The sequence below is a fragment of the Bacillus sp. FSL R5-0593 genome (assembly GCF_038603755.1).
GTDB lineage: Bacteria > Bacillota > Bacilli > Bacillales > Bacillaceae > Bacillus > Bacillus velezensis.
Genome location: NZ_CP152011.1, coordinates 3,878,389 through 3,893,127, shown reverse-complemented (window position 1 = coordinate 3,893,127; position 14,739 = coordinate 3,878,389). Strand labels below are relative to the sequence as shown.

Annotated in this window: 14 protein-coding genes; 10 read left to right on the top strand and 4 right to left on the bottom strand. The window is 45.7% G+C overall.

All coding sequences use genetic code 11. From position 1 onward, the window contains the following. Positions 1-6 precede the first annotated feature (6 nt). The gene (locus NYE36_RS19415; protein ID WP_241457756.1) at positions 7-252 is read right to left on the bottom strand and encodes a GlsB/YeaQ/YmgE family stress response membrane protein; all 246 of its coding nucleotides are present in this window, start codon (positions 250-252) and stop codon (positions 7-9) included. A gap of 502 nt (positions 253-754) precedes the next feature. On the opposite strand from NYE36_RS19415, the gene qoxA reads away from it, so the two are divergent. From qoxA to qoxD, 4 genes are read left to right on the top strand one after another with little or no spacing between them, the layout of a single operon-like run. Beyond that, positions 755-1,720, top strand: coding sequence for a cytochrome aa3 quinol oxidase subunit II (qoxA, locus tag NYE36_RS19410; protein ID WP_012118744.1), 966 nt, complete (start codon positions 755-757; stop codon positions 1,718-1,720). Positions 1,721-1,747: 27 nt separating this feature from the next. Next, positions 1,748-3,697: a cytochrome aa3 quinol oxidase subunit I gene (gene qoxB / locus NYE36_RS19405; protein ID WP_012118743.1), complete on the top strand. Its 1,950-nt coding sequence runs from the start codon at positions 1,748-1,750 to the stop codon at positions 3,695-3,697. A 14-nt stretch (positions 3,698-3,711) separates the two neighbouring features. Beyond that, on the top strand, positions 3,712-4,326 hold the full coding sequence (gene qoxC, locus NYE36_RS19400) for a cytochrome aa3 quinol oxidase subunit III (RefSeq protein WP_003150930.1): 615 nt from the start codon (positions 3,712-3,714) through the stop codon (positions 4,324-4,326). Between the two features lies 1 nt (position 4,327). Continuing rightward, positions 4,328-4,696 carry a cytochrome aa3 quinol oxidase subunit IV gene (gene qoxD / locus NYE36_RS19395; RefSeq protein ID WP_007407711.1) on the top strand — a complete coding sequence of 123 codons (369 nt, stop codon included), beginning with the start codon at positions 4,328-4,330 and terminating at the stop codon, positions 4,694-4,696. Positions 4,697-4,739: 43 nt separating this feature from the next. Here the strand turns inward: qoxD and ywcE are convergent, their stop codons facing one another. Continuing rightward, entirely contained in the window at positions 4,740-5,000 is a 261-nt protein-coding gene (gene ywcE, locus NYE36_RS19390) for a spore morphogenesis/germination protein YwcE (protein WP_003150937.1), read from the bottom strand. A gap of 291 nt (positions 5,001-5,291) precedes the next feature. Here ywcE and NYE36_RS19385 point away from each other — a divergent pair, with 291 nt between their 5' ends. The 3 genes from NYE36_RS19385 (at position 5,292) to nfsA (ending at position 7,991) form a co-directional block, all read left to right on the top strand. Continuing rightward, a complete protein-coding gene (locus tag NYE36_RS19385) occupies positions 5,292-5,750 on the top strand; it encodes a GNAT family N-acetyltransferase (RefSeq protein WP_060673853.1) in 459 nt (152 codons plus the stop codon). 201 nt (positions 5,751-5,951) lie between these two features. Further along, on the top strand, positions 5,952-7,139 hold the full coding sequence (locus NYE36_RS19380; protein WP_007407709.1) for an FtsW/RodA/SpoVE family cell cycle protein: 1,188 nt from the start codon (positions 5,952-5,954) through the stop codon (positions 7,137-7,139). A gap of 102 nt (positions 7,140-7,241) precedes the next feature. After that, on the top strand, positions 7,242-7,991 hold the full coding sequence (gene nfsA, locus NYE36_RS19375) for an oxygen-insensitive NADPH nitroreductase (RefSeq protein ID WP_007407708.1): 750 nt from the start codon (positions 7,242-7,244) through the stop codon (positions 7,989-7,991). Between the two features lie 58 nt (positions 7,992-8,049). Here the strand turns inward: nfsA and NYE36_RS19370 are convergent. Beyond that, a protein-coding gene (locus NYE36_RS19370) for an IS3 family transposase (protein WP_095352997.1) occupies positions 8,050-9,200 on the bottom strand; the annotation gives its coding sequence in 2 pieces (ribosomal slippage) (positions 8,050-8,927 and positions 8,927-9,200; 1,152 coding nt in all). A 240-nt stretch (positions 9,201-9,440) separates the two neighbouring features. On the opposite strand from NYE36_RS19370, the gene NYE36_RS19365 reads away from it, so the two are divergent. Beyond that, complete coding sequence (locus tag NYE36_RS19365; RefSeq protein ID WP_094032585.1) at positions 9,441-10,442, top strand: LLM class flavin-dependent oxidoreductase; 1,002 nt, start codon at positions 9,441-9,443, stop codon at positions 10,440-10,442. A 41-nt stretch (positions 10,443-10,483) separates the two neighbouring features. Here NYE36_RS19365 and NYE36_RS19360 read toward each other — a convergent pair whose 3' ends face one another. After that, positions 10,484-12,895 carry a S8 family serine peptidase gene (locus NYE36_RS19360; RefSeq protein ID WP_094032584.1) on the bottom strand — a complete coding sequence of 804 codons (2,412 nt, stop codon included), beginning with the start codon at positions 12,893-12,895 and terminating at the stop codon, positions 10,484-10,486. Between the two features lie 525 nt (positions 12,896-13,420). Here NYE36_RS19360 and NYE36_RS19355 point away from each other — a divergent pair. After that, positions 13,421-13,735, top strand: a complete 315-nt coding sequence (locus tag NYE36_RS19355; RefSeq protein ID WP_025285458.1) for a hypothetical protein — start codon at positions 13,421-13,423, stop codon at positions 13,733-13,735. A gap of 23 nt (positions 13,736-13,758) precedes the next feature. After that, on the top strand, positions 13,759-14,589 hold the full coding sequence (locus NYE36_RS19350) for a transcription antiterminator (protein WP_253612734.1): 831 nt from the start codon (positions 13,759-13,761) through the stop codon (positions 14,587-14,589). The last annotated feature ends 150 nt before the right edge of the window (positions 14,590-14,739 follow it).

The window sequence follows — 14,739 nt, the reverse complement described above, 5'->3', positions numbered from 1 at the left end:
TTTTTTTTATCCTCTGCTTCTGGCGATCAGGCTGAATAAGAATACCACGATCGCAGCTCCGATGATTGCCGGAATGATGGCAAAGCCGGCAAGTTGAGGACCCCATGTGCCGAGCAGTCCGTGCCCGATCCATGCGCCGATCAGACCGGCGATCATTGACCCGATGATTCCTCCGGGCATACTGCCTTTTACAAATAAACTTCCGATCCAGCCGATAATAATAGCGACAATCAGAGATACGATAAAACCCATAAATATCACTTCCTATTTTTTATTATTTATGCCTATATGTTTCCTTCGTTTTGTCCATATTAAACATATGAATGCGTTTTTTATAATGAACATATCAAGGCGCGTTCCGGTCTTTTTTTTCATAATGCGTTGCGTTAAAATGGAAACCGTGTGAAAAGGTGTGAGCAAAGGAAAAAATATTTCTTTTGTAGAATGTTTAACAAAATGAAACTTTTTGTTGACCAGCGTTTTTTATTATGGTAAACCTTTATTTGGTATTATTCGTTCTCACTATCTTTTTTCTCTATATATGCTAAATGATCTAAAACTTTTTATGTTTGGTTTGCGCAAGTGGAAAAAGTTCATGCATTTTTTGACGATTTTGTGACATTAGGTCGAAAAAAAGATGAACTTTAGAAAAAAATAAAGCTAATAAGGGCAGATTTTGATAGCATAACAAGGTAGATAGAGAAAAGATTTTGAGAAAGTACATTTCAGATTCACTACATCAATAGGAAGGATGGTGATCTTCTTGTTCAGAGCATTTAAACCGTTACTTTTATTAGCGATGTTGGCTGTTGTTTTCGTACTGGGCGGATGCAGCGACATTTCCGTTTTAGATCCGAAAGGACCTGTAGCAGACCAGCAGAAAGATCTGATTCTCTTGTCAATCGGATTTATGCTGTTCATTGTCGGCGTCGTTTTCGTACTATTTACAATCATTTTAGTGAAATACCGCGACCGCAAAGGCAAAGACAGCGGAAATTACAAGCCCGAGATGCACGGCAACACGTTCTTAGAAGTAGTCTGGACAGTGATCCCAATTTTAATTGTTATTGCACTTTCTGTGCCTACCGTACAGACGATATATTCGTTAGAAAAAGCGCCTGAAGCGACAAAGGATAAAGAGCCTCTTGTTGTTTATGCTACTTCGGTAGACTGGAAATGGGTATTCAGCTACCCAGAGCAGGATATTGAGACGGTTAACTACCTGAACATTCCTGTAGACCGTCCGGTTTTATTTAAAATTTCTTCAGCCGATTCAATGGCATCGCTATGGATTCCTCAGCTTGGGGGACAAAAATACGCGATGGCGGGAATGCTGATGGATCAATACTTACAGGCTGACAAAGTGGGAACATATGAAGGCCGCAACGCGAACTTCACCGGCGAACACTTTGCCGACCAGAAATTCAACGTAAAAGCTGTTACGCAAAAAGACTTTAACAGCTGGGTGAAAAAAGCCCAAAGCGATTCTCCAAAGCTGACGAAAGAGAAGTATGACGAACTGATGCTTCCGGAGAATGTCGGTAAATTAACGTTCTCTTCTACACACTTAAAATACGTTGACCACGGCCAAGATGCCGAATATGCGATGGAGGCGCGCAAACGCCTTGGCTACAAAGCCGTATCACCGCACTCTAAAACAGATCCGTGGGAAAATGTAAAGAAAAACGAATTTAAAGTATCCGACGATAAACAAGATTGAAATTGAACAAGAAAGGAGGAAGCCCGAATGAAATTGAGATGGGATGAATTTTTTGTAACAGGTGACCCATTAATTCTGGGCGCACAAGTTTCCATTGCGCTTTCCACTATTGCTATCATCGTTGTACTCACATACTTCAAAAAGTGGAAGTGGCTCTGGTCTGAATGGCTTACGTCTGTAGACCATAAGAAACTTGGAATCATGTACATTATCTCTGCTGTTATCATGCTGTTCCGCGGCGGGGTCGACGGCTTGATGATGCGCGCCCAGTTAGCGCTTCCTAATAACAGTTTTTTAGACTCAAACCACTATAATGAGATCTTTACGACTCACGGTACGATCATGATTATCTTCATGGCGATGCCGTTTTTAATCGGTCTGATCAACGTTGTCGTACCTTTGCAGATCGGTGCGCGCGACGTAGCATTCCCTTACTTGAACAACCTGAGTTTCTGGACGTTCTTCGTAGGTGCGATGCTTTTCAATATTTCTTTCGTTATCGGAGGTTCTCCGAACGCAGGCTGGACGAGTTACATGCCGCTGGCAAGCAACGACATGAGTCCCGGGCCTGGTGAGAACTTCTACCTGCTCGGTCTTCAGATTGCCGGTATCGGTACGCTGATGACGGGTATCAACTTTATGGTGACGATCCTGAAAATGCGTACGAAAGGCATGACGCTGATGCGTATGCCGATGTTCACATGGACGACGCTGATTACAATGGTTATTATCGTATTCGCCTTCCCTGTTTTGACAGTGGCATTGGCGCTGTTATCATTTGACCGTTTGTTCGGCGCTCACTTTTTCACGCTGGAAGCCGGCGGTATGCCGATGCTCTGGGCTAACTTGTTCTGGATTTGGGGACACCCTGAAGTATATATCGTTATCTTACCGGCATTCGGTATTTTCTCTGAAATTATTTCAGCGTTTGCAAGAAAGCAGTTATTCGGTTACAAAGCGATGGTCGGCTCAATTATCGCCATTTCCGTCCTGAGTTTCCTTGTATGGACTCACCACTTCTTCACAATGGGGAACAGTGCGTCTGTTAACTCTTTCTTCTCGATTACAACGATGGCGATTTCGGTTCCGACCGGGGTTAAAATCTTTAACTGGCTCTTTACGATGTATAAAGGCCGGATCAGTTTTACAACACCGATGCTGTGGGCGCTCGCGTTCATCCCGAACTTCGTTGTCGGCGGGGTAACAGGGGTTATGCTTGCGATGGCTGCAGCCGATTATCAATACCATAATACGTACTTCCTCGTATCTCACTTCCACTATGTGCTGATCGCGGGTACGGTATTTGCATGTTTCGCAGGATTTATTTTCTGGTATCCGAAAATGTTCGGCCACAAGCTGAACGAAAGAATCGGAAAATGGTTCTTCTGGATCTTTATGATCGGATTTAATGTATGTTTCTTCCCTCAATACTTCTTGGGGCTGCAAGGTATGCCTCGCCGTATTTACACTTACGGACCGAATGACGGATGGACTGCATTAAACTTTATTTCAACTGTCGGAGCCTTCATGATGGGTGTCGGATTCTTAATCCTTTGCTACAACATCTACTACAGCTTCCGCTACTCTACTCGCGAGATCAGCGGAGATTCATGGGGCGTGGGACGTACGCTTGAGTGGGCGACTTCATCTGCGATTCCGCCGCATTACAACTTTGCGGTGCTTCCTGAAGTGAAATCTCAAGATGCGTACCTGCAATTGAAAGAAGACAAAACGGATATTCATCCGGAAAGCAAGTTCAAGAAAATCCATATGCCGCACAACTCCGGAAGACCGCTTATTATGTCAGTGGCGTTCGGTATTGCAGGCTTCGGACTTGTATTTGAATGGTTCTGGATGGGCATTGTCGGCTTGATCGGCATTCTGCTTTGCATGGTGCTTCGTTCATTTGAATATGACAATGGCTACTATATACCTGTTGAAGAAATAAAAGAGACGGAAAGAAAGATTTCCGAATAAAGGAGGCGTGATTTATGGAACATGCAGAACACGGCAATTCTAACGCGCCTATGGAATATCAATCTGAAACCGGCAGACTCAATATTCTCGGGTTTTGGATCTTTTTAGGGGCAGAGATTGTGTTGTTCTCAACACTATTTGCAACCTTCTTCGTTCTTCAAAGAAGAACAGCAGGAGGAGTCTTACCGGCTGAATTATTTGAAGTGAAGCTTGTCATGATCATGACATTCCTGCTTCTGATCAGCAGTTTCACCTGCGGGATCGCTGTTCATGAAATGCGTCGCGGAAGTTTAAAAGGCGTCGTCATTTGGACGATCATTACGCTTCTTCTCGGCGCGGGCTTCGTCGGATGTGAGCTTAACGAGTTCATCCACTATGTACATGAAGGAGCATCTCTCGGTACAAGTGCTTTCTGGTCTGGATTCTTCGTCCTTCTGGGAACGCACGGAACGCACGTAACGATCGGTATCTTCTGGATTGCCGGCATCTTACTGCAATTGAAGAAACGCGGATTAACGCCGCAGACGTCTTCAAAAATCTTTATCTCAAGTTTATACTGGCACTTCTTAGACGTTGTTTGGATCTTCATCTTTACAGGCGTCTATCTCATCGGATTGGGGGGACTATAATATGGCAAACAAATCTGCTGAACACAGCCACTTTCCGTGGAAGCATATCGTAGGTTTTGCGTTGTCTATTATTCTGACCCTGCTGGCCCTTTGGGTTGCAGTATATACGGAATTAAGCCCATCAGCAAAACTCTGGATCATTTTCGGATTCGCATTTATCCAAGCCGGTCTTCAGCTTCTCATGTTCATGCACATGACAGAAAGCGAAAACGGCGGAATTCAAGTCGGAAACACGCTCTTCGGATTTTTCGGAGCGATTGTTATCATCCTTGGTTCCATCTGGATCTTTGCGGCGCACTACCATCACGGTGACCATATGGATGGAAACCCTCCTGGCGGTGCGAAGCATCATTCCGAACATCAGGAATAAAAAGAAACCCTCTTCGTTTATGCGAAGAGGGTTTTTTGTGCCTTTATTGGCTTCTTCTCCGGCGCAGGCGCGGAAGGCCGTAAATGATAAAGGCGGCGATATGGGCAACGATGACGTTGACGGCAAACAGGATGATCATAAGTGTGTGGCCGAGAGGGGATAGGCTGCTGGTTGCGTAAAAGTAGAAGAAAACCCACATGAGAATAATTGGCGGTATGGCCGAAAGAGCGACTTTTTTGTTATCCAGCCAGATAAAGAGGGGTGTTGCGCTTGCGACCAGTAAATAAGCAAAAAACATGTCCATCTTACATGTCTCCTTTCATTTTATGGGAGCGTTTCCAAAATGAAATACAGAGAATAAAATGTGTCTGTTTTGTGGTCGTTTTTTGAACATTTTGTTACAATTATTATACCATGTTTTCCAATTTTTGATACCGCTTTTTCGAGAAATGTATTGCAACTATTGCCTCATTTTTGGATAGGTACAAGAAACCGGAAAGGCCAAATACCCTGTCACATTTCCGGACAATGGAATGGCGAAGGCTGTGAACCTTTGCTATGGTCAAAGAAACATGCACAGCAAGGGTGGTTTGAAGTGGACGTAAGGAAAGAAGATGTCACAGCGCCGGATGTCATTGCGCTTTTGCAGGATCATCTGAAGAGCATGACCATGCATTCTCCTCCGGAAAGTATACATGCGCTCAATGCGGACCGGCTGCGTCAGCCTGACGTTACGTTTTGGAGTGCGAGGGGAAACGGCATCCTGCTCGGCTGCGGTGCCTTAAAGGAGCTAAACAGCCGGCACGGTGAGATCAAATCAATGAAAACCTCTCCGCATCATGTCAGAAAAGGCGTTGCCAACCGGATCCTCCGCCATATGCTTGAAGAAGCAAGGCGGCGGGGCTATCAGCGGATCAGCTTGGAAACCGGTTCTATGGAGGCTTTTCTCCCCGCCAGACGCCTGTATGAAAAAGCCGGGTTTCAATATTGTGATCCGTTTGCACATTATAAAGAGGACCCGAACAGCTTGTTTATGACGTTAAACATAGGCTGAAACCCCTTTTCTGACGAGAAGGGGTTTTTTATCGGAAAAGTTTCATCATGACCGAAACATTTCCTTTTCTGACACGTCATATGTCGTGTAGTCCCCAAACCGTAAAAAATAAAAAGGAAGCAACCTCAACATGTTTTCTTGAACGGTGTTCATGTATAATAAACAATAGTGACTTCCGATGAAAATGTAAGGCGGGATAGAATGAGTCGATATAAGAAACAGCAAAATCCCTATTATCAGGGGGATTTGATTTTTATATTTGGTGTGTTTTTAATAATTAGTGTTGCCGCGATTTATGCGGCCGGACAGTTCGGGCAGTACGGAGGCAGTGCCTGGATGAAACAGATTGTCTTCTATGTTATAGGTGCGGGATTCATCGGATTATTGCTGTACTTTGATTTAGAGCAGCTTGAAAAACTGAGTCTGTACGTATTGATTGCCGGCGTGCTGTCGCTGCTCCTTTTGCGTGTGGCGCCGGAATCCATCGCGCCGATTAAAAACGGAGCGAAGAGCTGGTTTCAAATCGGAAACTTTACCCTCCAGCCCTCTGAGTTTACGAAAATAGGAATTATGATGATGGTCGCGTCCATTATATCGAAGGCGGGCCCGAAAGATCAAAGGTCACTTAGGGAAGATGTGAACCTGCTTTTGAAAATTGCGGCATGGACGGTTATTCCGATCGGGATGATCGTTTTGCAGGATGCCGGAACGGGTGCGATTTGTCTGTTTATCGTTATGGTGATGGTGTTTATGTCAGGTGTAAACTGGAAGCTGATCACCATTATCGGCGGTTCGGCCGCACTTGTGCTTGGCCTTTTCTTAGTTCTCGTTATTGAATTTCCCCATGTGGCGAATTCAATCGGCATTGCGGATTATCAAATTAACCGGATTACATCGTGGATGTCTGACTCCAGTGCGGCAACGACTCAGGCAGAGAGCGATAAAAGCTGGCAGGTGGATCAGGCCGTTATGGCGATCGGATCGGGCGGCATTACCGGAAACGGCGTTCATAATCTGAAGGTGTACGTACCTGAGGGACAGACCGACTTTATCTTTGCGATTTTGGGTGAAAGTTTTGGGTTTTTAGGCTGCGCCATTGCGGTTGTCATGTTTTTCTTTTTAATTTACAGGCTTGTGGTGCTGATTGACCGCTTGCATGCGTTTAACCGATTTGGCGCGTTTTTTTGCGTAGGATTTACTGCACTTATCGTGATTCACACCTTCCAGAACATCGGGATGAATATCGGCATTATGCCGGTTACCGGTATTCCGCTGCTGTTTGTCAGCTATGGGGGGAGCTCGGTGCTTTCTACATTAATCAGCTTCGGGATCGTATATAACGCAAGTGTGCAGCTGACGAAATATAAAAGCTACTTGTTCAATTCTTAATGTGAGACGGCTCGTTCTTCGGGCTGTCTTTTTTTGTTTAGAGCATTTCGCTTTTGACATGATTCCCTTTCGGATATGATATAGAGAGAAGGAGGCTTTTATATGAACAATACCATTGAAACCATACTTAATCATCGGTCGATCCGATCATTTACTGACGAGCTTCTGACAGCAGAAGAGATAGATACATTAGTGAAAAGCGCCCAGGCGGCGTCAACGTCCAGTTACGTGCAGGCTTACTCCATCATCGGCGTAACTGATAAAGAGAAAAAGCGGAAGCTGGCGGCACTGGCCGGAAACCAGCCTTATGTCGAGAATAACGGGCACTTGTTTGTGTTTTGCGCTGATTTGTACCGCCATAAAAAACTTGCTGAGGAAAAAGGCGAAAATATTACCGAGCTTCTTGAGAATACGGAAATGTTTATGGTCAGCGTCATTGATGCCGCACTTGCCGCACAAAACGTAAGTGTTGCCGCGGAATCAATGGGACTTGGCATTTGTTATATCGGAGGCATTCGAAATGAACTTGATCAGGTGACGGAAGTGCTTGGAACGCCTGACCATGTGCTGCCGCTGTTCGGCTTGGTAGTCGGTCATCCCGCTCATCCGTCCGGTCAAAAGCCGCGCCTGCCGAAACAAGCCGTATATCATGAAAACACGTACGATACGAATGAAGAACACTTCCGCAGTTATATGAAGGAATATGATGAAACCATTTCCGCTTATTATGATAAACGGACAAACGGCAAGCGGGTTGAAACGTGGTCTGATCAAATCCTGCAGTTCATGAAACAAAAACCGAGAACCTATTTAAATCAATATGTAAAAGATAAAGGTTTTCAAAAGAATTAAGAAAAAACCTCTCCTGACGGGACTGACCCCCGTTTTTGAGACAGGGATCAAAACACCTTTAAGCAGCCAGCTGTCGGTATGTGACCGGCGGCTGGTTGTTTAGTTTCGTTTGAATACGAATGTTGTTATAATAGTATATATAGGTTTCGACAGTTTGCTCTACGATGGTCGTCGTAGTGCTTTCCAACCTGTCGAGGTAGAACGTTTCAGACTTTAGTGAGGAATGAAACGATTCGATGGAGGCATTATCAGCGGGTGTCCCTTTACGGGACATGCTCATGGTAATGCCTTTTGTTTTAACAGCTTTCTGATACTCATAAGATGTATAAACAGAACCTTGGTCACTATGTAACACGCAGTTCTCTGGCAGTACGGGCAGCTGATCAAGTGTGTGTAAGACAAAATCTGTGTCCTGTCTATCGCCAATCGTAAAAGCAATCACTTCTCCATTGTATAAATCCAATATACTGGAAAGATACAATTGTTTCTGCCCATAAGGCAAATATGTGATATCCGTTACCAGTTTTTCAAGAGGGCGATCAGACTGAAAGTTCCGATCTAATATATTCTCGGCCACGGCATATGGCTGCCCATTCTTCTTGCGCTTTTTCACCTTAACCCGGCATTGCCACTGATTTTTCTGCATAATGCGCTGAACCGTTTTATGATTAATACGCATTCCCTTTTTTAATATGGCTGTGATTTTCCGATAGCCATATCGATACTTGTGTTCTCGGCACAACGTGCCGATTTGTTTTTCTAAATGGTATTTAGGGTTATCTTTCATCAGATTCTTCTTCCAACGATAATAAGATGCTCGTGAGATACCTAAATGAATACAGATATCCTGTATGGTCATTGTGCCGCGCAATGCTTCTACAAGCTCGACTGGCGTTTCGCTATCAGCTTCCTTTCCAATTCGTTGTACTTTTTTAACACTTCATTCTGTTGTCTCAGATAACGATTTTCTGCCTGCAGTTTCTCTAATTCGGAAGAATACTCTGGACCTTTTCCATAAGAATATTGCTTTCCGACAGGTTGTTCGAATCGATGTGTGTCCCCAGCTTTATACCACCTGACCCATGTCTGCACCTGCGTCTTATTCTTTATATTCAATTCCTGCATGATCTCCTTCACAGGCACGCCCGCCAATCTCATTTCTACAGCCTTCTGTTTGACTTCAACCGGATAACTCACTCTTGCCCTCATAGAAAAACACCTCCAAGTCTAATTTCGGATAACAACGATCCGTTTTCAAACTTGAAGGTGTTTTTTGTTTTTCTCATATTATGGGGTCAGTCCCGACCGGGAGAGGTTTTTATGTTTCACGTGTAACATATTTCGACAAAATGGAACAAGGTATATATATGTTTATCATCAGGGATGCTTATAAGCATACAGAAAGAAAAAACGGCTTAGCAGTGGTACGATGTTGATGAGGTGACAGTGATGATTTCATTAAGCATATTAGATCAATCTCCTGTATCAGAAGGGTCTTCTGCGGAAAATGCTCTGCGGAATACAGTAAGACTGGCGCAGGAGGCGGAAAAGCTCGGATATAAGAGGTTTTGGGTGTCAGAGCATCATTTTTCAGAGCGGTTGGCGGGTTCAAGCCCTGAAGTGCTGATCAGCCATATTGCGGCGAAAACGAATGAGATTCGTGTAGGCTCGGGCGGTGTCATGCTTCCGCATTACAGTGCATATAAGGTGGCGGAGAATTTCCGCGTGCTTGAAGGGTTGACGCCGGGCAGAATCGATCTCGGATTAGGGAGAGCGCCGGGCGGAATGCCGATCGCATCATGGGCGCTGAATGATGGCGGGAAGCGTAACGCTGATCAATATCCGCAGCAGCTTCGTGAGCTGGCGATGTATTTGCATGATGCAACTGATGACAATCACCGTTTTCCGAATCTGACCGCATCACCCCTTATTAAGACGGCGCCGGAACTCTGGCTTCTCGGTTCTTCGGGGGAAAGCGCGATTCTGAGCGCAGAAATGGGAGCAGGCTATATGTTTGCCCATTTTATTAATGGTGAAGGCGGAGAAAGCACGACAGCACAATATAAGCGCAGATTTAAACCTTCCGCATTAGGAAAAGAACCAAAAACAGCCGTGGCGGTGTTTGTGCTGTGCGCGGACACGGAGGAGAAAGCGGAGGAACTCGCGGCCGTCATGGATTATACGCTGCTTGCGGGTGAACAGGGGATTCCGCTTCACGGCGTACCGTCTTACGAAACCGTCCGCGGCAATACGTACACACCGTATGAACAAAGACGAATTGCCGATAATCGGAATCGAATGATCATCGGAACGAAGCAACAAGTGAAAGAACAGATTCTGGCTCTCAGTAAAGCATACGGAACGGAAGAAGTGATGGCTGTAACCATTACTCATCATTTTGAAGATAAACTTCAGTCATACCGCCTGCTTCGAGAAGCTTTTGCCGAATGATCAGAAAGAAACCCTGCTGATGCTCCAGCAGGGTTGTTCGGTTATTCAATGATAAAAGGTTTTTCAGTCAGCACCTGGCTTGATTTCCCTTTGTTCGCGGCATAGGCCAGCATATAATATTCTCCTGCCGGCAGTGCGTTGTCACCATTGACTTTGCCGTTCCAGTCGAAATATTGATAGCCTTTATCCTGCTTTTTGTAGATGCCGGCTTGGCCGACAAAGTCAAGATTGCTGTCATATACAAGGAAGGCAAGCTCTTCGGCTCCCGCCGGAAGATAGGTTTCAATTTGGTAGGTTCCCTGCGTTGTGCCGTCCTGCACGTCGATTGACGTCACGCGCGGATAGTCCGGCTCTTTTACAATCAGCAGCGTCGGCACTTTTGCGACTGTTTTTCCGCCTTCACGCACTGTGACGGTTCCCTCATAGGTGCCCGCCTTTACTTTTTTGGCATTGACCTTTACTTTCGCATTGAACTTTCCGGTTTGATGAGCGGGGATCACGACCCGGTCTGTGCCCGAAACGGTAATGCCCGTGCCGTTGAAAGAGTACTCGAGCTGATATGATTTTCTGATGGACGATTGATTTTCAATCGTAAAGGTTTCTTTTTTCGTTTCATTGCCTTTGTCTTTCATAAACGTTCCGTAAGAATAACTTCCCGGGGCGACAAGGGAGTCTGCTTTGATCGCCTTCATGATTCTGATGCTTCCGGCGCCTTGCGCATTATGCGGGTATACGTCACCGTCCGCGTCCGTTAAGGTTTCGGCCGTGTTCATGAGAGCGGCTTTTATTTGTTCCGGGCTCCATTTCGGTTTGGCCTGCTTGATGACGGCAGCTGCGCCGGCTACATGCGGGGAAGCCATGCTCGTTCCCTGCTTCGATCCGTAGCCGTACGGGTCGGCCGGATCATGGGTCGGAATGGTGCTGACGATGTTTACGCCGGGAGCGGAGACGTCGGGTTTAATCATCCACGTGTCCATAACCGGACCGCGTGACGAAAAGTCTGCCATTTGTTCAGTGAGCGATTTAGCCACGGATAAATTGAATGTCGCTTTTGTGCCGCCCGCTTTTAATTGGCTGACGAGTTTTTCGCCGTCTTCTGATGAAAGCTTAATCGTCGGCACGGACATGCCCGGTACGTTGGCTTCAATTTCTCCCGGGGCATTGTTATACACAACCATACCTATCGCGCCCGCTTTTTTGGCGTTGTCTGCTTTATCCACAAAGGCGATGCTGCCCCGTTTGACGACAGCGACTTTTCCCTTCAGATCTTTGCCTTCAAAATCCTTTTGCTCGCCGATACCCGCCTCTATGAGCTCTGTTTCTTTTTTATTCAGTGCTTTTATGTCATCTTCTTTGTTGTAGCCCATTACTTTCGCTGAGGAATAGGAACCGAAGGACACGGCGTACTCGTTCAGCGGCAGCTGGGTCGCTCCGACGGAGATCGCTTCTCTGGACGTTCCCGGAGAGCCGACGGTCCAATTGTTCGGCCCGCTGTTTCCGTTTGATGTAACGGCCGTGACGCCTTCTGACATCGCCCAGTCAAGCGCCGTGCTTGTCGCCCAGTCTGGGTTATTCACAGAATTGCCGAGAGAAAGGTTCATGATATCCGCTCCGTCCTGTACGGCGCGTTCGATGCCGGCGATGACGTTCTCCGTTGTTCCGCTTCCGCCCGGACCGAGCACACGGTAGGCAAGGAGTGTAGCATCCGGCGCGACGCCTTTGATCGTTCCGTTTGCCGCTACCGTGCCCGCGACATGGGTTCCGTGGTCAGTCGACGCGCCTCTTGGATCACCGGACGGCGTTTCTTCAGGATCGTAATCGTTATCCACAAAATCGTATCCTTTATATTGTCCGAAATTTTTCTTTAAGTCAGGGTGTTTATATTCGACACCGGTGTCAATAATGGCAACCTTGACGCCTTTACCCGTATAGCCGAGCTTCCATGCGTCATTTGCCCCTATATAAGGCGCGCTGTCATCCATCTGCGGAGACACGGCATCCTTAGATAGGGTGATGTCTTTATCTTTGAGCTGATCGGTATGATAGGTGACATTCGGATAAACCGCTTTGACATCCTGATCACTCAGCAGTTTTGGGATTTCATTTGCCGGGAGTTTCATGGAGAAGCCGGAAAACACTTGCTCATATTCCCTGTTGATTTTTCCGTGTTTAATGGTTTTGAGCGCTTTCTTTTTCACTTTTGCGCGTTCGCTTTTCAGCTGGCTTTTTGTCTGTGCTTTGCCGAGTTCCTTTGCTTCCGCCAGTGACTTTTCCTTCAGCTCCACGATGACTGTCGTTTGTTTGCCGGTGGTCATATCAATGTCACCGAACACCTCAGCCTTCTCAAGATCAGGAGTTTGCGGTTTTGAAGCCGGCGCAGCCTGTGAACTTGTGGATAAGGTAAAGGATAAGACAAAAGCCGGAAGCAGATAACGGATGATTCCTTTTTTCAATCGTGTTTCCCCCTTTTTCTTTATCTAAATTAGAAATCTAGTATATATTTCTTGAAAATTCAAAATAATCCTTGTGACATATGACTCATTTATGGAAATTGGTCTGTGAATAAGGAGGGAGTTATACACAGAATCTTGTGTATAACTGAATAAATTTGTGTATATATATTGTTGGGAACGAGTGTTCCTATACAAAATATAGATCGAATTTGTGGATATGTGGATATACCCTGTGTTTAAGCTGTGCTTAACCAAGGGATAAGGTGTGTATAACTTTTTTTATCGGCTTTTCCATTTTTCAGGTCATTTCCATCAGCTTTCAACAAAACTTCTGAAAACTAGTTTGTTTTTTCACTCATATTGTGACAAACAATTCGCCCGGCCGCGTCTATCATAGAGTCATAGGGTTGCTAGACCCGCTAGTTTTTAGCGGAGAAGGATCGGCCGCCTTTTCCGTTAAAGCGGAGAGAAAAACAGGCCTGCGAACAAGCTGTCTGTCAAAAAGAAGCGGAGGGATGATTTGCAATGAAACGTTTGCTAGTATCTTTACGGGTGTGGATGGTCTTTCTGATGAACTGGATGGCGCCGGGTAACGGAAGATATCCATTAGCCGCCGTGTACGGAAACCAAGCGGCTTATTATAAGAAAGCGAAGCGGACGGCTGGGGCTTTTTCGTTTGTGAGCCGTGTCCGATCGGCGGATTTGACCGATGAAACGAAATCGGCCCGCGGCAGGCTGGATAAAAACCGATGGATGCCTGTCCGCAAAGAATTGCCGAAACGGGAGCGCGCGGGTCCGGCACCTTTACATCATATGAAAAAGAGGGTACAATCCCACTAAACATATGAACGGGAGCGAACCTCTTGAGAATAGACAAAGTATTAAATAACAATGCGGCGTTAATAAAAGAAGACGGACGGGAAAAGATCGTAATGGGTCCCGGAATCGCTTTTCAAAAGAGAAAAAATGATGTGATTCAAAAACATAAAATTGAAAAAATATTTGTCGTGCACGACGAAAATGAAAAGTTCAAACAAGTGTTAGAAACGCTTCCCGAAGAGCATATAGAGGCGGCTGAAGATATCATCAGCCATGCGGAGGGAGAGCTTGCGGCACCTTTGAGCGATCACATCCACATTGCGCTGGCGGACCATTTATCCTTTGCGATCGAAAGGATTCAAAACGGCCTTCAGGTGCATAACCGATTGCTTCATGAAATTAAGGCGCTTTATAAAAAAGAATATGAGATCGGCCGCTGGGCGGTTGAACACGTGAAACAAACCCTCGGTATATCATTGCCTGATGATGAGGCGGGGTATATCGCGCTTCATATCCACACTGCCAAGGCGGATGCCAAAAGCATGTATTCGGCGATGAAGCATACAACCATGATCAAAGAAATGATCGAAAAGATCGAATCCTTTTTCGAACAGAAGGTGGATGAAGACAGTATTTCCTATCAGCGCCTCGTCACGCACTTACGGTATGCGGTCAGCCGGTTGGACTCAAATGAAGCACTCCATTCCATGGACGAGGAGATGCTTTATTTCATCCAAAAAAAGTATCCGTTTGCTTATCGGTGTGCGCTTGAACTGGCGGCGTTTTTAAAAACTGAATATGATTTGAAGCTGCCGGAATCCGAGGCCGGCTATATCACGCTGCATGTCCAGCGTCTGCAAAAAAACCCGGAATAACGCGTCTGTTTCGAGAAACAGACTTTTTTTTTGAAAATATATTGACGAAAGCGCTATCATGAAATAGAATGAAAGCGCATTAAAAAAACTGAATCCGGCGGGATTGTGACTGGTAATGCAGGCAAGACCTAAAATTTGCGTACATGAAAA